A 17,743-nucleotide genomic window follows, 5' to 3' on the forward strand; every position below is an offset into this window, starting at 1 on the left:
GAATTACCGCCCTGTGGCAACGCGATAGAAATGTCGCGAACTAGTGTGGGAGCGGACACGGTCGAATAACGCAGGGGGCAGGGCGGTGTGGCGCGGTTCTAGGCTGCTGCGTGCAGAGCCTGCACGGAATGGACACGGGGGTGACAGCGCGATGCCGGCGACCGTCGATGGGCGGACCGACACCGGAAAACCGACTCGGCGGACCCGGTCCCTGGTGGACAGCCGCACCCTCGTCCGCATCGCCGCAGTCGCGCTGACCTGCTATCTGGCCTGGCTCGCCATCCGCGCCTTCGGCCGGCCGTACGACTTCTTCGACCTGAAGATCTACCACGGCGCCGTGGTGTGGTGGGCCGGCGGCCGCGACCTGTACGCGTTCATCGCCCCGCAGACCACGATCGGCTTCACGTACCCGCCGTTCGCCGCGCTCGCCATGCTGCCGATGGCGCCGATGCCGATCGGGTTGGCCGGTCTGATCAACGTGCTGGCCAGCCTCGCGACGCTCACGGTGGTGCTGGTGGCGCTGCTGAAGCCGATCGCCGAGCGGATGCGCTGGCCGCTGTGGTTCGGCGTCGCCCTGGCCGTGCCGCTGGCCACCGCCATCGAACCGCTCCGCGAGACGCTCGGCTACGGCCAGGTGAACCTGCTGCTCTTCGCGCTCGTGATGGCCGACCTCGTGGCGTTGCGCTGGCGGGCTCGCCGGTCGCTGCGCGGTCCGGCCACCGGTGGGACGGTGCGCCGGTTCTGGCTCAGCGGCGCCTGGGCGGGCGTCGGCATCGGTCTCGCCACCGCCATCAAGCTGACCCCCGCGCTGTTCATCGTCCATCTCGTGCTGACCCGGCAGTGGCGGGCCGCGTTCACCGCGATGGGCACGGCCGCCGGTGTCACCGTGGCCACCTATCTGGTGGCCGGTCGCGCGACGATGACGTACTTCACCGAGGTGCTCTGGGACACCGGTCGGGTCGGCCAGCCGGACATGACCCCCAACCAGTCGCTCGCCGGCATGCTGGCCCGGCTGTACGACTCGATGGAGACGCCCGGTCTGCTCTACCTCGCGTTCGCGGTGCTGCTGCTCGCGGTCGGGCTGTCCCGGGCGGCGAGCGCGCACGCCGACGGGGACGAGTTGACCGCCTTCACCATCACCGGTCTGACGGCGAACGTGATCAGCCCGATCTCCTGGACCCACCACCTCGTGTTCGTGGTCCCGGCGATCATCGTGCTGGCCGACGCGGCGAGCCGGCGGCGGGCCGCCAGCCGGGGACTGCGGCGCACGGCGGTGCCGCCGAGCGCGCTGAACGCCCTCGGTGGTCTCCGTCCGCCGATCTGGTATCCGACGCTGACCGGCCTGCGCCACGCCGCGGCGGCCGTCGCGCTGTACGCGCTGTTCCTCATCTCGCCCATCTGGCCGTACGAACACCAGCTTCCGGCGGTGTCCCACTACCAGGACGGGCTGTTCGGCGCGCTGATGGAGAACTCGTTGGCCATCGCGCTCATCGTGCTGGTCGCCGCGCTGCCGTGGCGGCCCGGCGCCGAGCCCGCCTTCTACGCCGAGCAGCACCGGCAGGATCGGGCGGGGTCGACGGTCCGCGCCTAGGGCGTGTTTCACAGGTGTCGGTCGAGCCAGGGCCGGTGGCTCCCCGCGTCCGCTCGCGGCGGGAAGCCACCGGGCGGCCGCGTGGCCGAGTGGGGATCGCCGAGCGGGGATCCCGGGTCAGGGGCAGTTCACCCACTCGTCCGTGCCGTCGGCGAAGATCTGGTGCTTCCACACCGGCAGCCGGGCCTTCACCTCGTCCACCAGCCGGGCGCAGGCGGCGAAGGCGGCCGCCCGGTGCGCCGTGCTGACGGCCGCGACGAGCGCCACGTCCCCGATCTCCAGCGGGCCGACCCGGTGGGACACCGCGACAGCGTGTACGTCCGGGCCGGCGGCGATCTCCGCCGCGATCTCCCGGAGCAGGTCCGCGGCGCTCGGATGGCCCTCGTACTCCAGCCGGGTGACGGCGCGGCCGTGGTCATGGTCGCGCACCACGCCCTGAAACGACACCACGGCCCCGGAACGCGGGGTCGCCACCGCGGCCTCGTGCGCGGCCAGGTCGAGCGGATCGGCGCTCACGGCCGCCAGGGCGACCCCGGCGAGCGGAACCACTGCCGGGCCGCTCATCGCAGTGTCCCCTGCCGGGAGGGCAGCGGCACCAGCGGCACGGATGCGCCCGCCACCCCCTGCGTGTGCGGCGCGATCAGGGCGAACCCGTCGGCCAGGGCGAGGCCGCGCAGCATCGCCGAACCGACGTGCCGGACGGGGTGGGCGGTGTTGTCCCGCGGATCCACCCGGGCCAGTGCCAGGTGGGTCTGGTCGCCGCGACCGGGCACCGGCCCGGCCAGCGTCACCGCCGGCAACGCGGGCAGCGCACGGCCCTGGAGGCCGGCCAGCAACGGCGCCACCAGGGTGACCAGGGCGATGATCGCCGACTGCGGGTTGCCGGGCAGCCCGGCCACGAAGCGGTCCCGACCGTCCCGGCCGGTGACCCGGGCCACCAGCATCGGGAAGCCGGGCCGGACCGCGACGGTGTTGACGACGTACTCGGCGCCGAGCTCGCGGAGCGCCGGATGCAGGTGGTCCACCGGTCCGTGCATGGTGCCGCCGGTGGTGCAGACGAGGTCGGCGTCCGCGAGCGCCGACCGCAGCGCCTCGACGTGCGCGGGCAGCGTGTCGGCGACCGGGCCGATCACGTCCGCCGGCCCGATGTCGCAGCCGTAGCGGCGCAGCCAGGCCGGGACCGCGGGGCCGAGGGCGTCGCGCACCCGGCCCGCACCCGGCGGACCGGCGGTGAGCAGTTCGTCGCCGAAGACCAGCAGCCCCGCCCGCGGTGCCCGGCGGACCGGAAGCCGGTCGTAACCGCAGGACGCGGCCAGGCCGATCAGCGCCGGATCGACCGGCGAACCGGCGGGCAGCAGTTCCTCACCGGCCCGCGCCTCCTCGCCCGCCGATCGCCACTCCGGCGTGTCGCGCAGCCGCCCGCTGATCCGGCCGTCGGCGGTGCGGCCGGACTCCTCGACCCGCAGCACCGCCCCGGCACCGTCCGGCAGCATCGCCCCGGTGGCGATCTCCACGGCGGTGCCGTCCTCGACGAGCGCCGGGGGCGTCCCGCCGGCCAGCACCCGCCCGACCACCCGCCACGGCCCCGGGCCGCGTACCGCGAAGCCGTCGACGCTGGAGGTCGGGAAGGCCGGCAGGTCGGTGAGCGGCGTCAGGGGCCGGGCCAGCGTCAGGCCGTCGGCCGCCGCGAGCGCCACCTCGGTGATCGGCAGCGGCGCCGCGGTGCCGGCCTCGTACGCCCGGCGCCGGGCCTCCGTCCAGGACACGGAGGTCGGTGCGGGAGCCGGGGCGGCGTCGGCACGGAGCTTGGCTGCGGTCACCCGGCGAGCCTATCGCCCGGCTCCGACACGCCCGGCGGTTGCGGCGTACCGGGTACCGGTCCGCTCACCCGGGGTGGTGGCCTCCACCCACCCGGGAGTGCTGGCCTCCGCTCACCTGGGGTGGTCGCCGCCGCGGAGCTGGTCGACGGCGTGCACGAGGATCGGGCCGAGCACCGCGAGGCCGTCCCGGGCGCCGCCGGTGGAGCCGGGCAGGTTGACCACCAGCATCCGGTCGAGCACCCCGGCGAGGCCCCGGGAGAGGGCCGCCGCCGGTACGGCCGCCCGGCTGTGCGCGCGGATCGCCTCGGCGATGCCCGGTATCTCGTAGTCGAGGACCGCCCGGGTCACCTCCGGCGTCCGATCGGTGGGGCTGATGCCGGTGCCGCCGCTGGTCAGCACCACGTCGATGCCGTCCGCCCGGGCCGCCAGCAGGGCATCGCCGACGGGGTCGCCGTCCGGGACCACCACCGGCTCCTCCTCCACCGCACAGCCGAGGTCCCGCAGCCCGGCGACCAGCAACGGCCCGCTGGTGTCCCGGTACGTCCCGGCAGCGGCCCGGTTGGAGGCGACCACCACGCGAGCCCGGATCACGACCGGTCCGCCGGCCGTCGCCAGTCGCCCGTCTTGCCGCCGAGCTTGCGCAGTACCCGGACCGCCTCGACGGAGGCCGCCGGGTCGACGGCCTTGACCATGTCCACCAGCGCCAGGCCGGTGACCGCCACGGCCGTCAGGGCCTCCATCTCCACCCCGGTACGGTCGGCGGTCCGGACGGTGGCGGTGATCTCCACGGTCCGTTCGGTCAGGTCGAGATCGACGGTGACCCCGTGCAGCGCGATCGGGTGGCAGAGCGGGATGAGATCGGGGGTGCGCTTGGCGCCCATGATGCCGGCCAGCCGGCCGACCGCCAGGGCGTCGCCCTTGGGCAGCCCGTCCCGGCGCAGCAGCTCGACGACCTCGGCCGTGGTGCACAGCCGTCCCGCGGCGACCGCCTCCCGCCCCGTGGGTTCCTTGGCGGAGACGTCCACCATGCGTGCGCTGCCGGCGGCATCGACGTGGCTCAGCCGCGGTCCGGTTTCTGTCACGCCGGCAGCCTATCGAGCGGGCGACCGGATAGAGCCGACCGGCCCGCGACACAGCGCCGCTGGCCGCCCATAATGAGCGGCAGCGCAGCTCCGCACGCCGTTTGCAGAAGGTACCGCTGAAGGGCTCCCGGTAAGCGACTGAATCGCTGTCTTCGCACCGCCCATTGGACAGGAAATCAAACTCACCGTTTCGGTTTGTGCGCACTCGGTGACGATAACCGGTCCAATCATCGGATTATGCGCAATACGACATCTCTTGGGTGCAAACGGACCCCACTTCGCTTAGCGTACTTGTCATCGGAATGGTGGCGGACCCGCCGCGAGGGGGCCGCCCAGGGGTCAGACGAAGGAGTAGCCATGCGCGGTAGCAGCTGGGAGTGAGAGGGTACCGCCGCCCCCATGACGGGGCGTAGGCTGCCCGGTACGCCTCTTCCGGTGGAGAACACCATGGCAGGACAGCCTCGACGAGATCACGAGACCGATCGGCAACTCGCGTTGCCTGTCGGTCTCGTCGTCGTTCTTGCCACCGTGGTGCTGGCGGTGGCCCTGCACGCGGCCACCAACCCGTTCGTCTCGGCGCACACCTGGCAGACCACGGCAATCCTGACCTTGCTCGTCATCTTCGGAATGACGACCGCAATCCGGATCCGCATCCGATCCACCACTCAGGCGATCCAGTGGTGCGACGTGGCGATCATCATCGGCATGGCGGTCGCGCCGCCGCCGACGGTCGTTATCTGTACGGCCGTCGGCGTGACAATCGCTTATCTGTTCCGTCGCCGAGCGTTCATCAAATCGGTCTTCAACGTGGCCAAGGAAACGGTCCTTGCCGGGGCAGCCTGGATGCTGCTGCACACACTGGGCTGGACCGCGCAATCGGCCCGAACGCTGCCGGAAACCCTCGTGCCGCTAATCGTCGCCTACTGTCTGCTCGTCGTCCTGGACGAGCTGGTGATGTTGCCGGTCATCGCGCTGGACACCGGGACCCGGGTCCGGCAGCTCTTCCTGGCCGACCCCGGGCTCCGGCTGTTCAGCGCCGCGGCCCGGCTGCTGCTGATCGTCGGCACCGTCCTGATCCTCGAACTGGACAACGGCCTGCTGCTGGCCATCCCGCCGGTGGTGGTCAGCCTGCACCTGGCGTACGCCGGGCGGCTGCGCTCCCGGGAGGAACGCCAGGCATGGCAGCGGCTGGCCCGCACCACCGACGCGCTCAACGTGGTCGACCCCGACCTCGTGCTGCGCACCGCCGTCGCCCGGTCCGCCGAACTCTTCTCCGCCGACGAGGTGGAGGTGGAGCTGTTCAGCTCCGGCCGCCTGATCCGGGGCGACAGTGATTCGATCACCTACGACGGCCCGACCAACGGCGCACCGGAGACCGCCGACATCGTGATCCCGGCCGCGCTCACCCGGCACGACGACCACGAGGCGGTCGGCGAGGTACGGCTGCGGTTCCACGGACCGGTCCGGCTCTCCGAGCGCGAGCACTACACCCTGCGTACCTTCGCGTCCGCGCTCTGCACCGCGATCCGCAACGCCGACGCGTACGCCGAACTGGACCGGGTGGCGCGGGAGCAGGCCCACGCGGCCACCCACGACGCGCTGACCGGGCTGCCGAACCGGCGGCACCTGCTGGACACCGGCACGGAGCTGCTGCGCCGGCAGCACGCGGACGGCGTGGTGGCGCTGCTGCTGATCGACCTCAACCACTTCAAGGAGATCAACGACACCCTCGGCCACGCCGCCGGCGACCAGGTGCTGACCCAGGTGGCCGACCGGCTGCGCTCGGCCGTACGCGACGAGGACCTGGTGGCCCGGCTCGGCGGCGACGAGTTCGCGGTGCTGTTCCGCGGCCTGCCCGCGCCCGCGGTGGCGGCACACCGCGCCGAGGCGCTGTTCACCTCGCTGCACAAGCCGTTCGACCTGGACGGCATGCGGATCAGCGTGGAGGCCAGCGGCGGGATCGCGAGCGCGCCCAACGCCGGCGGGATGGCCGAGCTGCTGCGCCGCGCCGACGTGGCCATGTACCAGGCCAAGCGCAGCGGTCGCCGGATCACCACCTACGTGCCGGCGCAGGACACCGCCGACCTCGGGCGGCTGGTGCTCGGCGGCGACCTTCCGCGCGCCGTGGCCGACGACGAGTTCACCGTGACCTTCCAGCCGATCGTGGAGCTGAACACCGGCGAGGTGATGGCCGCGGAGGCGCTGGCCCGCTGGCAGCACCCGGTGCACGGCATGATGGACCCGCTGCGGTTCATCGATGCCGTCGAACGCTCCGGCCTGCTCCCGGCCTTCACCGAGGCCGTCCTCGACCAGTCGCTGATCGCGGCCCGGAGCTGGCGGGAGGCCGGCTTCGAGCTGCCGGTCGCGGTGAACGTCTCGCCGCGCAGCCTGCTCGACGCCCGGTTCCCCGGCGCGGTGCTCGCCCGGCTGCGGGCGCACGACCTGCCCCCGGACGGCCTGATCCTGGAACTGACCGAGACGCTGGCACTCAGCCAGCTCGAGGTGGTGGACCAGGTGCTCAACCAGCTCCGCAACGAGGGGGTACGGCTGGCCCTGGACGACTTCGGCACCGGGTACTCGTCGCTGTCCATGCTCTCCCGGATCCCGGTCCACGAGCTGAAGATCGACCGCGAGTTCGTGATGGCCATGGAGAACTCCGCCGAGGCCAGCGCGGTGATCCGGTCCACGGTCGATCTCGGCCGCAGCCTCGGGCTGGTGGTGGTGGCCGAGGGCGTGGAGAGCGAGCCGCAGCGGCAGGCACTCTGGGAGCTGGGCTGCGCGGCCGGCCAGGGGCATCTCTTCGCCCGCCCGATGGCCGCCAGCCGGCTGCTGGTCGCGCTTCAGCAGGGCGCCGAGGGTCGCCCCGGCACGCTGGCGCCGCCGCTGCACGAGGCCGGATCGGTGATCCGGCTGTCACCCGGCCGGCGTACCGCGCCCCGGCGCCCCGACCGGCTGCCGCACCTACCGGCCTGACCGGCCCGTTGACGCACCCGCCGGCCTGGCCGGGTCGGCTGCCGCACCTACACCTACCCGCCTGACCGGCCGCGACGCCCTGGCAGACTGGCGGCATGACCCGAGCCGCCGACCGGGAGCCCGCGTCACCGCCCTCGCCCGGCTCGGCTTCCGATCGGGTCCGGCCGCCCGGACCCGGCCGGGCACTCGGCGGCGACCTTCTGCTCTATCTCGGGTCGGCCGTCTTCGCCGGATACACCGCCGCCGCGTCGAGCCTGGCGCCGCATCGCGCCTGGGGGACGGTGGCGACGCCGGGCTACCTGCTGGCGGCCCTCGCCGTGCTGGCCCAGCTCGCCGCCGGCCGGCTGACCGTGCCGGGCCGGCTGACCGTGCCGGACCGGCCCACCGTGCCGGACCGGCTGACCACCGGCGGGCGCGGCCGGGCGGCGCGACCCGCCGGACGCCGGCTCGCGGCGATCCGGTCCCTGACCGGCATCCCCGGCAGGGCGTCGGTGACCGGATTCGCCTGGTTCGCCACCGCGCTGGTCCCGCTGATCGTCCAGGCCGTCCAGCGCGTCGACGGACGTACCGACCGGGCGCAGGAGGAGGTGCTCGTGGTCGAGCAGGCCGGCCAGCGGTTGTTCGAGCACGGCACCCCGTACCTGTCCCAGCCGGCCATCGCCGCCCTGCCCGTCGACGACCGGCTGCTCGGCTACCTGCCGTACCAGCCGGGCATGGCCCTGTTCGGTCTGCCGCGGGCGCTGGCCGGAACGGCCTGGTGGACCGACTCCCGGGTATGGTTCGCCGGCGCCACCGCCGCGACGCTGCTGGCCGCGGCCCTGCTGGCGGCCCGGGCGGCCCGGGGCGGCAGTGCCGGTGCGACCACCCGGCGCGACGGCTCCGCGCCGGCGGGCCGAACCGGATCCGAACTCGGACACCCCGCGGAACGGGCCGGATCCGGGGGCGGGTACTCCGCGCAGTCGGCCGGGACGCTGCTGCGGGCGGTGCAGCTGAGCACCGTACTGCCGCTCTCGGCGCTCGCCCTCGCCACCGGCGGCGACGACCTGCCGGTGCTGGGCCTGTGCCTCCTCGCCCTCGCGTTCTGCGCCGCCCGCCGGCCGGGCGCGGCCGGCGTGGCGATCGGCCTGGCCGGCGCGCTCAAGCTGCTCGCCTGGCCGATCGCCGTCGTGCTGCTGGTGCACGCGGCGACCCGCGGGCGGGGAGCGTTCGCGCGGTTGGCGGCCGGCGCCGTCGGCCTTCCGCTGGTCGCTCTCGTCCCGGTGCTGGTCATCGACGCGGCGGCGCTGGTCGAGAACGTGCTCCGCTTTCCGCTCGGGCGCGGCCTCGTCACCAGCCCGGCCGAGTCACCGCTGCCGGGCCACCTCATCGCGACCGGAATGCCCGGCGGTCGGCTGGTGGCCGCCGGGCTGCTCGGGGTCGCGGCGCTGGCCGTCGCCGGCCGGCTGCTGCGCCGGCCGCCGCGCACGGCCGCGGCCAGCGCAGCCATCAGCGGGTACGGCCTGCTCGCCGCGATGGCGCTGATGCCCAGCACCCGGTTCGGTTACCTGCTCTATCCGGTGGCGCTGCTCGGCTGGGCAACCGCGTTCCGCTCGGGTGCGGACCCGGGCGTCCCGACGGCGGTGAACCCAGGCATCCGGACGGCGACGCACCCCGGCGTGCGGGCGGGCGCGAACCCCGGCGTGCGGGCGGCGGCGGACCCCGGTGTGCGGGCGGGCGCGAACCCAGGCGTGCGGGCGGCGGCGGACTCCGGTGTGCGGGCTGCTGTGGGCCCCGGCGTCCGGGCTGCTGACGAGCCGCAAGGCCGCGCACGGCGCCGACCCGGGAGCCCGGCCCGCCCCGGGTCGCTGGTAGAGCACGGTACGCCCCTACACGATGGCCATGTCGACGAAGCGCGACAGGTGTAGCTGGGCTGCCACCGTGACCGTGTCGGTCGGGCCGTTCCGGTGCTTGGCCACGATGAAGTCGGCCTCACCGGCGCGCGGCGACTCCTTGTCGTAGTAGTCGTCCCGGTGCAGCAGGATGACGACGTCGGCGTCCTGCTCGATCGAGTTGTGCACGGCGATGCCGTTGGCGATGAAGTTGTGCACCCCCAGCACCGTGGCGTCGAAGACGGCCCGCTCGCCCAGTGACTCGACCGACACGACCTCGTCCCAGTACACGTCGTTCGTGGCGTGCAGGTCGAGATCGGCATCGTCGAAAACGGCGGCGATCCGGGCCAGGGACTTCGACTCCGGCCCCGCGCCGTCGCCGGGGTCCGCGAGGACCGCACGGACCGTGCTCCACACCCGCGCCGGTACGGCGTCGACGGGAGCGCCGCCGGGCGGTCGCTCCAGCGTGGCGAGCAGCCGCGCGCAGCGGCCCGAGCGTTCCCCGTGCACGCCGATCTCGCGGAGAAACCGGACCTGGTCGTCCCGGTCGGGGATGTCCAGGACGTACCGCTGCCCGGGGCCGGCAGATCGGCGTTCCAGCAGCCGGCCGGTGATGCCGTACCGCAGCAGCAGCCGGGAGACGTCCTCCGCCAGCCGGCGGCTCGGGGTCGGGTAGCTGATCCGGCCGGGCCGGCCCGACTCACCGACCTCCACCCGGCCGGCCGCGCCCCACAGGTGCCGCAGGAAGTGCGTGACCTGCTCCTTCGGCAGCGCGAAGACCGACGCCGGGACGGACGCCCCGGACGGGCGGCGACCGAGCAGCCCCAACCCCTCCAGCCACTCGACGATCGGGTGCCGGCCATCGCGGCCCGTCCCGGGCGGCGCGGGAAACCGCAGCACGCTGCCGTACGCGCTCGGCCGCTCGTCGCGTACCGCGGCGACGCCGAAGTGCTTGGCGGCGATCGCGACCGCTTCGAGATTCTCCTCGTCCCGGCTCGCGTACCCGATCCGGTCGGGGCCGGCGACGGAGCCGGCGCCGTCGCCGAATCCCGAGCCGAGGAGGTGGGCCAGCAGGGTCACCTCCTCCTCGGGCCACGGCTGCACCCGAAGCGGTGCGGGCACGTGCCTCGGCGTCGCGATCCGGGCGCCGATGGGCAGCTCGGCGAGGGACCGCCAACCCTCGAACGTCAGGAACGGATGGTTGCCGGTGGCCTCGATGGTCCGGCCCGATCCCAACGTCAGCCGGTACACCCGGCGGATCCCGCTGGGAAAGGCGTGGGTCATGGTCCGCGGGGTGTACCGGAGCCGGTCGTCCAGCGCCCAGACCGGCACGTCCCGCAGGCCGCCGGCCAGCAGTTCACCCAGGGTGATCTCGGCGTTGGTGTCCGCGCGGATCACCCGGGTGTCCGCGGTCAGGCAGCCGGATTCGCGCAGGTCGGACAGCTGCGGTCGCTTGTCGGTGCGCTGCTCGGGACCACGGTTCAGCTGGCTGACCGCGATGACCGGGCACTCGACCTCCTTGGCCAGCAGCTTCAACCCACGCGACAGCTCGGCGACCTCCTGCTGCCGGCTCTCCACCCGCTTCGGCGAACTCATCAGCTGGAGGTAGTCGACGACGATCATCTTCAGGTCGTGCCGCTGCTTGAGCCGCCGGGCCTTGGCCCGGATCTCCATCAGGTTCATGTTCGGGGTGTCGTCGACGAACAGCGGCGCCTCGCTGATCTCGCCCATGCAGCGGGCCAGCTTGGTCCAGTCGTCGTCGGAGAGCTGGCCGCTGCGCAGCACGTGCAGCGGCACCCGCGCCTCCGCGGAGAGCAACCGCATGACGATCTCGACCTTGCTCATCTCCAGCGAGAAGATGGCGGCGGCGTGGTTGGCCCGGATCGCGGCGTTGCGGGCGAAGTCCATGCTCGCCGTGCTGTTGTGGGTGGGGATCATGGCCCGACCCGCGAGGTAGAGATGGTCGCCGTTGTCGACCGTCACGCACCGCACCGGGACGCTCGCCACCGGGCGGATGCCGACGATGTCCCGCGAGCCGGCGCCGGTGGCGGTGCCGCGTCGCGCCCGGTGCACGGCCAGGCAGGGGGACCGCCGGAACACGTCCTCGGATGCGCGGAAGGTCAGCTGGTGGTCGGTCGGCCGCGCCGGACCGCCGCCCGAGCGGTGCGGTCGCGAGCAGCCGTAGCCCAGGCCGACCACCAGCTCGGACACGTCCTCGGCCAGCCGCGCGGACCCGGCCGCGTACCGGATGTCGCCGTCGGCGTCGACGTGGCCGGCGGCGTCGAGCAACCCGGCCAGCAGCGCCCGACGCTGCGGTTCGGACGCCCGCAGGTAGGGCGGGGGAAGGCGGTCGCCGGCCCCGTCGCGGCCGGCGCCGATCCGGGTGCCCAGCTCGTACGGCGGCACCGGAAGGTCCCGCTCGGGCAGGTCGAGCGGCCTGCTGTTGTGCACCGAGTGTCGCCGGCCGGCCGCGGCTGCGTACATGCTGTCCCGGATCTGCTCGGTGGTCTGCACCTCGCCGCGGGGGGCGGGTCGTACGCCGGGGACCGGTGACCCGGTGCCGGCCGGCGAACCGTCGTCCGCCGCGGCGCTGGCCAGCCACAGATGCTCGGCATCGGCCACCACGACCGAGCCGTCGGAGAACTCGACCTCGTAGCAGGGACGGTCGTGCAGGACCTCGAAGGCGGCCAACACGGTGGTCGGCCGGCCGTCGGCGCCGAGGAGCCGGTCCCCGACGCGTACGTCGGCCATCGTGGTCCAGCCCTCGGGCGTCGCGAGCGGGGTGTCCAGCGCCAGCGCCTTACCGAGGCCGGGCCGGCCGGCGACGATGATGAGCTGCCCGGGATGCAGACCGTTGAGCAACCGGTCCAGGTCCGTGAAGCCGGTCGGTACGCCGGTCATCACGCCGCTCTGCGCACCGACCGCCTCGATCTCGTCGAGGGTGGGCTGGAGCATGTCGGCCAGGACGGCGAAGTCCTCGCTCACCCGGCGCTCGGTGACCTCGTAGACCGCCTGCTGGGCGAGGTCCACGACGTCGTCGACGTCCCGGCCGCCACCCGTCCCGGAGCCGTAGCCCAGCTGCACGATGCGGGTGCCGGCCTCGACCAGCCGACGCAGCACCGCCCGCTCGCTCACGATCCGGGCGTAGTAGGCCGCGTTCGCCGCCGTCGGCACGGCCGCCATGCAGGTGTGCAGGTAGGGCGCCCCACCGATCCGGGCCAGGTCGCCGGAGTCGGCGAGGGCTGCCGCCACGGTGATCGCGTCGGCCGGCTCTCCCCGGCCGTACAGGTCGAGCACCTTGTCGAAGATGGTGGCGTGCACCGGCCGGTAGAAGTCGGTCGACTTGAGCATCTCGACCACGTCGGCCACGGCGTCCTTGGACAGCAGCATGCCACCCAGCACGCACTGCTCGGCGGCGATGTCCTGCGGCGGCGTCCGGTCGAACTGCCCACCGTCCCGCTGCGCCGGCGGGCCGGGCGGCGGACCCGGTGGCCGGCCGTCCGCCCGCGAGTCGTCGGTGAGCGACACCGTTCCCCCTCTCACCGCACCGGTGGTACCCGTCGAGCTTGTCGCCCGGGTCCGACAACTTCGACCGCCGCCGACCGGTCACGGCGGGGGGTCTCCGTGGCCGGCGCCGCAGCCACGATACGTATCGCCGGGTCGGTGGCTCAAATGCCCCGGTGGACGAGCCTCGGGACAACCTGTGGACAGCCGGCCTCCAGTTGTGCGCAGCCCTGTGCACAGGGTGTGGATATCTCCTGGGGATCTTCCGACGGAAGCACGATGAGCTGCGCAGATCTGATCCCCAGGCTGTGGACAAAGAAAGTCCACCGGGTACGGTGCGCCTACGGTGCCGTACCATCGACGCCGAGAAGTCTGCCCGACAGTGGAATTGCACGTTCGATCCCGGAAAGGGAATTCTCCGGCCGTGGACTACCGGGACTGGGCGAGTGGCGAACTCGTCCGGCGGGAACGCCAGCGCGATGCGTGGCGGGACGGGCCGTCCGAGACATCCGGCGACGAGACCGGGCGACCGGCGGCCCGGCGCGGGCTGCCCTCGGCCGAGCGCTACGTCCCGGCCTGGGCGCGGGAGGATTCCGGTTCCGCCGCCGGTGGATCCCATTACGGGACCGCCGGCTCCACTTCCACGGGCGGCGGTTGGCGGTCCGGCTCCACCGGCGGTGGGCGGCACCGGCAGGAGGATGCCGACGAATCGCCCTCCGGCGAGTTGCCGGCCGCGCGCCAGGCTCGCTGGCAGACGACGGAGACCACCGGCGGTTGGCACCGGGAGGACGAGCCCACCGGCTGGTCACGGCGGCTGCCCCGGCAGTCCACGGCGGGCCGGGAACCGGTGTCACCCACCGGCGCCTCCTGGTTGGACCAGGAGCCGCGGCGCGCCGGTCACCTGGACCAGGAGCCGCGGCCCGTGGGCCGGCGCCGCGCCCGCGACGACGAGGACCGGACCGGTACCCACCGCGCGTTGCCGTCGGAAGATCAGGACGAGCCCTACGCGGCGGAACCGGTCACCGGCATCGGCGCCTGGGAGAGCCCCACCAGCACCGGCGGATGGAGCCGCCGCGCCGGCGGTACGCAGTGGGAGGAGTCCACCAGCACCGGCGGGTGGAGTGCGTCCGCCAGCACCAGCGGGTGGAAACCGTCCTCCGGCACCGGTGGGTGGGGCACGTCCTCCGGCACCGGTGGGTGGGGCTCCGCCTCCGCCGGCGCCTCCGCCGGCGGCATCCGGGGGTCCAGGTCCGACACCGAACGCGGCCGGGCGGGCCGGTCCCGAGAGCGGGAGTCCCGCCACGATCACGCCGCGGACTGGGACCGCACCCCGGCCGTCGATCCGTGGGCCCGGCCCGACGACACCTCGACCGCGATCGGGCGCTGGGATCGGGACGCGGGACGCTTTGTCGAGGTCGAGCCGCAGAGCACTCGTTCCGAGCCGGAGCGTCCGCCGGGCCGCGGCAGGTTGTACGGCCAGGAACGGACGGCCGGCCGGGATGGACCGCGGGCAGCGGTGGACCGCGGCGAGCCGCCGGCCGAGACGGACGTCGAGGAGGAGCGCCGGTACGGGCGCCGGGAAACCTTCTGGTCCGGTACGCGGCTGGCCGGCGACGATCCGCGGTGGATGGGCACCCCGGCCTCGGCACCCAGTTCCCCGGTGGTCGACTTTCCCCGACCCGGTTCGGCCCCGCCGCCGGCCAAGGATCCGCGCCGGTCTCCCTCCTCCGGCGCGGGTGTCGCGGGCGTGCCCGACCGGGACGGACCCGGCCGCCCCGCATCCGGACGTACCGCCCCGGCCGCGGGACGCGCTGACCTGACGGCCGGACGCGCCGCTCCGGCCGCGGCCCGCCGTGGCGCGGCGGCAGGTTTCGACCCGGGCGACCAACCCGGGCGCGGTCTGACCCCAGGCCCATCCCGCCCGGCCGCCGTCACTACCCGCAGTGCCGCCGCTCGAAGCGGGGCCACCGGAGGCGCCGCCGCCCGAAGCACCGCCAACCGGAGCACCGCCGCCCGGTCGGAGCGCTGGCCGCCCGCGTCTGTCGGGCTGAGTCGGATGCCGGCCCGGCTGGATGCCGGTCTGCTGCTCGATGGCGAGCGCGGCAGCATGCCGGCGGCGCTGCTCTGTACCGTGCTGTGGTACGCGGTGCCCGTGCTGGTCCTGGTGGGCTGGCTGACGACGCTGGACAGCCGGGTACCGACCGGATGCGTGACCGACGTCACCGGCGGCGGCTGCCAGTCGCCCCGGACACACGCCCTGGTGTCGCTGCTCGGTGGTGTGCCACAGTTCGGCGCCGCGCTGCTGGCCAGCCTGTTCGTGGCGATTCTGCTACGCCGGGCCAGCGGGGCCTGGCGCTCCATGACCGTGGGTCTGGCCGCCGCCGTGGTCGGTGGCGGCCTGTCGACGGTCATCTTCAGCGCCATGACCGGCACGGGCTGACCCGGCGGTTCCCGCGCCCGCAGGCAGCAAGGTCAACTCGTCTTCGGGGAAGTTGGGGTATCCCGGCGGCCCGGACCGCCCAACTTCGCCGAAGACGAGTTGATCATGACTCTGGTCCCCAGGCCGAGGACTGAACCGACGACGGGGTGCCGCGCCGATCGGCGCGGCACCCCGTCGTCGGTGGTGCGGTGTCTACTTCCCGGGCACGACGTTCAGGTCGAACCGGGCGCTGACCTCCGGGTGCAGGCGGACGCGCACCGGGTACGAGCCGATCGCCTTGATGTGCGCGGGCATCTCCAGCCGACGCCGGTCAAGGGCCGGCCCGCCAGCGGCCTTCACCGCGTTGACGACCTCGGCCGGGGTGACCGATCCGAAGAGCCGGCCGCCGTCGCCCGCGCGGGCGGACAGGCTGACCTTGAGGCCCTCAAGCTGGCCCTTGAGCTCGTTCGCGTGGTCGAGGTTGCGCACCTCACGCGCCGAACGCGCTCGCCGGATGACCGCGACCTGCTTCTCCGCGCCCTTGGTCCAGGCGATCGCGAAGCCCTGCGGCAGCAGGTAGTTGCGGCCGTAGCCGTCCTTGACCTCGACGATGTCGCCGGGCTCGCCGAGGCCGGACACCTCCTGAGTAAGGATGATCTTCATCGTGGTGCCCCCTCTCAGCGGGCCGTGGCCGTGTACGGCAGCAGGGCCATCTCACGCGCGTTCTTGACCGCGCGGGCGATCTGCCGCTGCTGCTGGGAGGTGACCCCGGTCACCCGCCGAGCACGGATCTTGCCGCGGTCGGAGATGAACTTGCGCAGCAGCGCGGTGTCCTTGTAGTCGATGTAGGTGATCCCGTCCTTGTCGAGCGGGTTCACCTTCTTCTTCGGCTTGCGAAGTGCCGCAGCCTTTGCCATTGCTCTTGCTCCTGATTTCCAGATCCGGACGCCTCGCGGCGCCGTCAGAACGGGGGCTCTTCGTCGAAGTTTCCGCCCGAACCGGACGAGGAGGGTGCGGCCGTGGCCCACGGGTCGTCGAAGTTCCCGCCGCCGCCACCGCGGCTCTGACCGCCGCCGCTGGAGGCGCCGAAGCCACCACCACCGCCGCCGGAACGGGACATCTTCTGCACCTTGGCGGTGGCGTACCGCAGCGACGGGCCGATCTCGTCGACCTCCAGCTCGATGACCGTACGCTTCTCGCCTTCACGTGTCTCGTACGACCGCTGACGCAGCCGGCCCGACACGATGACCCGGGCGCCGCGCTGGAGCGACTCGGCCACGTGCTCGGCCGCCTGGCGCCACACCGTGCAGGAGAGGAAGAGCGGCTCGCCGTCCTTCCACTCACCGGAGGCCTTGTCCATGAACCGGGGCGTCGAGGCGACCCGGAACTTGGCGACGGCCGCGCCGGACGGGGTGAAACGCAACTCGGGGTCGTCGGTCAGGTTGCCGATGACCGTGATGGTGGTGTCTCCTGCCATGACCATCTCCTCGCGCGCACATCAGTCTCGTCAGCAAGGCTGCCAGAGCCCTGTGACAGTTGCCGATGCGGCTGATCCGGACGGACCGGTTACGCGCTCAGCGCGTCTCCGGACGGATGACCTTGGTACGCAGCACGGACTCGTTGAGCCGCAGCTGCCGGTCCAGCTCGGCCACCGCCTCAGGCGACGCCTGAAGGTCGATGACGGCGTAGATGCCTTCGGCCTTCTTGCTGATCTCGTACGCGAGGCGCCGGCGGCCCCACACGTCGAGCTTCTCCACCGAGCCGCCCGCGGTGCGGATCACGTTCAGGTACGTGTCGAGCGACGGTGCGACGGTGCGCTCCTCAAGACTGGGGTCGAGGATCACCATGATTTCGTAATGACGCAAGACTTCTCACCTCCTGTGGGCTATACGGCCACGGTCCTTCCGTGGCAGGAGGTCGTGCGTCGTCGTCCGAATCCGCCGACGGACCCGCGGGCGCGGGTCACCGGCTCGTGGACAACCTGACCAGGATAGCCGGCCCGGTACGGGGCGCCACCGGTAGCCCCGGGTGTCACGGGCCGACACCGATCCGGAGCGAAGTCGACCCGGAGCGAAGTCGACCCGGAGCGGAACCGCGGCCGGCCGGAGCCGGGACACGGCCGACACAACGGGCCCCCTCCCGGCGCACGCTGGCGCGGGAAGGGGCCCGGAGCGACCGGTCCGGGACGACGGACGGCGCTGAGCCGCGGGACGCCCCCGTCCGCATTCCTTGGGTGGGACCTGGGGAGGAACGACCACACCGATGAGGTTGGACGGTTGGCGCCCCGCGGAGCCGGTGTTTACTTATCTGGTGCAAAGATAGCATGTTTTGCGTCTTGAGCGGCAATAGCCCGAATTGTTCGTCAACTTTCCACCGGATCCCGACCCTCGCCGCAGGCGACCCGGGACCACCCGGGTGACCTGGACCGACGCCGGAACACCGGCCGTTCACTCCCAGACAACGAGAGGATCTGGCCTCTGGTGACG

At 73.2% G+C, this 17,743-nt stretch carries 13 protein-coding genes; 4 read left to right on the plus strand and 9 right to left on the minus strand.

Translation table 11 applies throughout. From position 1 onward, the window contains the following. The first annotated feature begins 151 nt into the window (after positions 1 to 151). Positions 152 to 1,591 carry a glycosyltransferase 87 family protein gene (locus CIK06_RS28755; protein ID WP_095567413.1) on the plus strand — a complete coding sequence of 480 codons (1,440 nt, stop codon included), beginning with the start codon at positions 152 to 154 and terminating at the stop codon, positions 1,589 to 1,591. A 117-nt stretch (positions 1,592 to 1,708) separates the two neighbouring features. On the opposite strand, the gene CIK06_RS28760 is transcribed toward CIK06_RS28755, so the two are convergent. From CIK06_RS28760 to moaC, 4 genes are all read right to left on the minus strand, one after another. Further along, positions 1,709 to 2,155 carry a molybdenum cofactor biosynthesis protein MoaE gene (locus tag CIK06_RS28760; RefSeq protein WP_095567414.1) on the minus strand — a complete coding sequence of 149 codons (447 nt, stop codon included), beginning with the start codon at positions 2,153 to 2,155 and terminating at the stop codon, positions 1,709 to 1,711. Further along, positions 2,152 to 3,411 (minus strand): molybdopterin molybdotransferase MoeA, encoded by a 1,260-nt coding sequence (locus CIK06_RS28765; protein ID WP_232533917.1) that lies wholly within the window; start codon positions 3,409 to 3,411, stop codon positions 2,152 to 2,154. Before CIK06_RS28765 ends, CIK06_RS28760 begins: the two co-directional genes overlap by 4 nt. A gap of 111 nt (positions 3,412 to 3,522) precedes the next feature. Beyond that, the gene (locus CIK06_RS28770; RefSeq protein ID WP_095567415.1) at positions 3,523 to 4,002 is read right to left on the minus strand and encodes a molybdenum cofactor biosynthesis protein B; all 480 of its coding nucleotides are present in this window, start codon (positions 4,000 to 4,002) and stop codon (positions 3,523 to 3,525) included. Further along, entirely contained in the window at positions 3,999 to 4,439 is a 441-nt protein-coding gene (gene moaC, locus CIK06_RS28775) for a cyclic pyranopterin monophosphate synthase MoaC (RefSeq protein ID WP_369916265.1), read from the minus strand. The genes CIK06_RS28770 and moaC overlap by 4 nt, the downstream gene beginning before the upstream one ends. A 501-nt stretch (positions 4,440 to 4,940) precedes the next feature. Here moaC and CIK06_RS28780 point away from each other — a divergent pair. Both CIK06_RS28780 and CIK06_RS28785 read left to right on the plus strand, forming a co-directional pair. Further along, the gene (locus CIK06_RS28780) at positions 4,941 to 7,466 is read left to right on the plus strand and encodes a bifunctional diguanylate cyclase/phosphodiesterase (protein WP_095568227.1); all 2,526 of its coding nucleotides are present in this window, start codon (positions 4,941 to 4,943) and stop codon (positions 7,464 to 7,466) included. Positions 7,467 to 7,561: 95 nt separating this feature from the next. Next, positions 7,562 to 9,370 carry a glycosyltransferase family 87 protein gene (locus CIK06_RS28785; RefSeq protein ID WP_095567417.1) on the plus strand — a complete coding sequence of 603 codons (1,809 nt, stop codon included), beginning with the start codon at positions 7,562 to 7,564 and terminating at the stop codon, positions 9,368 to 9,370. On the opposite strand, the gene dnaB is transcribed toward CIK06_RS28785, so the two are convergent. Beyond that, positions 9,332 to 12,724: a replicative DNA helicase gene (gene dnaB, locus CIK06_RS28790; RefSeq protein ID WP_369916267.1), complete on the minus strand. Its 3,393-nt coding sequence runs from the start codon at positions 12,722 to 12,724 to the stop codon at positions 9,332 to 9,334. The two genes, CIK06_RS28785 and dnaB, sit on opposite strands and share 39 nt — an antisense overlap. 538 nt (positions 12,725 to 13,262) lie before the next feature. On the opposite strand from dnaB, the gene CIK06_RS28795 reads away from it, so the two are divergent. Then, a complete protein-coding gene (locus tag CIK06_RS28795; RefSeq protein ID WP_095567419.1) occupies positions 13,263 to 15,278 on the plus strand; it encodes a hypothetical protein in 2,016 nt (671 codons plus the stop codon). A gap of 192 nt (positions 15,279 to 15,470) precedes the next feature. Here the strand turns inward: CIK06_RS28795 and rplI are convergent, their stop codons facing one another. The 4 genes from rplI to rpsF form a co-directional block, all read right to left on the minus strand. Continuing rightward, positions 15,471 to 15,920: a 50S ribosomal protein L9 gene (rplI, locus tag CIK06_RS28800; RefSeq protein WP_095567420.1), complete on the minus strand. Its 450-nt coding sequence runs from the start codon at positions 15,918 to 15,920 to the stop codon at positions 15,471 to 15,473. A gap of 14 nt (positions 15,921 to 15,934) precedes the next feature. Next, complete coding sequence (rpsR, locus tag CIK06_RS28805) at positions 15,935 to 16,174, minus strand: 30S ribosomal protein S18 (protein WP_007073789.1); 240 nt, start codon at positions 16,172 to 16,174, stop codon at positions 15,935 to 15,937. Between the two features lie 44 nt (positions 16,175 to 16,218). Continuing rightward, positions 16,219 to 16,734, minus strand: coding sequence for a single-stranded DNA-binding protein (locus tag CIK06_RS28810; protein ID WP_095568228.1), 516 nt, complete (start codon positions 16,732 to 16,734; stop codon positions 16,219 to 16,221). Positions 16,735 to 16,831: 97 nt separating this feature from the next. Beyond that, positions 16,832 to 17,122, minus strand: coding sequence for a 30S ribosomal protein S6 (gene rpsF, locus CIK06_RS28815; RefSeq protein WP_095567421.1), 291 nt, complete (start codon positions 17,120 to 17,122; stop codon positions 16,832 to 16,834). Positions 17,123 to 17,743: the final 621 nt, after the last annotated feature.

This window comes from Plantactinospora sp. KBS50 (genome assembly GCF_002285795.1).
Classification (GTDB): domain Bacteria; phylum Actinomycetota; class Actinomycetes; order Mycobacteriales; family Micromonosporaceae; genus KBS50.

Coding starts and splice junctions, on each gene's coding strand:
- dnaB (WP_369916267.1), bottom strand. CDS start 12,724: ATGCTGCTGTCCAAGGACGCCGTGGCCGACGTGGTCGAGATGCTCAAG.
- CIK06_RS28780 (WP_095568227.1), top strand. CDS start 4,941: ATGGCAGGACAGCCTCGACGAGATCACGAGACCGATCGGCAACTCGCG.
- CIK06_RS28755 (WP_095567413.1), top strand. CDS start 152: ATGCCGGCGACCGTCGATGGGCGGACCGACACCGGAAAACCGACTCGG.
- CIK06_RS28785 (WP_095567417.1), top strand. CDS start 7,562: ATGACCCGAGCCGCCGACCGGGAGCCCGCGTCACCGCCCTCGCCCGGC.
- rplI (WP_095567420.1), bottom strand. CDS start 15,920: ATGAAGATCATCCTTACTCAGGAGGTGTCCGGCCTCGGCGAGCCCGGC.
- moaC (WP_369916265.1), bottom strand. CDS start 4,439: ATGGTGGACGTCTCCGCCAAGGAACCCACGGGGCGGGAGGCGGTCGCC.
- rpsR (WP_007073789.1), bottom strand. CDS start 16,174: ATGGCAAAGGCTGCGGCACTTCGCAAGCCGAAGAAGAAGGTGAACCCG.
- CIK06_RS28810 (WP_095568228.1), bottom strand. CDS start 16,734: ATGGCAGGAGACACCACCATCACGGTCATCGGCAACCTGACCGACGAC.
- CIK06_RS28760 (WP_095567414.1), bottom strand. CDS start 2,155: ATGAGCGGCCCGGCAGTGGTTCCGCTCGCCGGGGTCGCCCTGGCGGCC.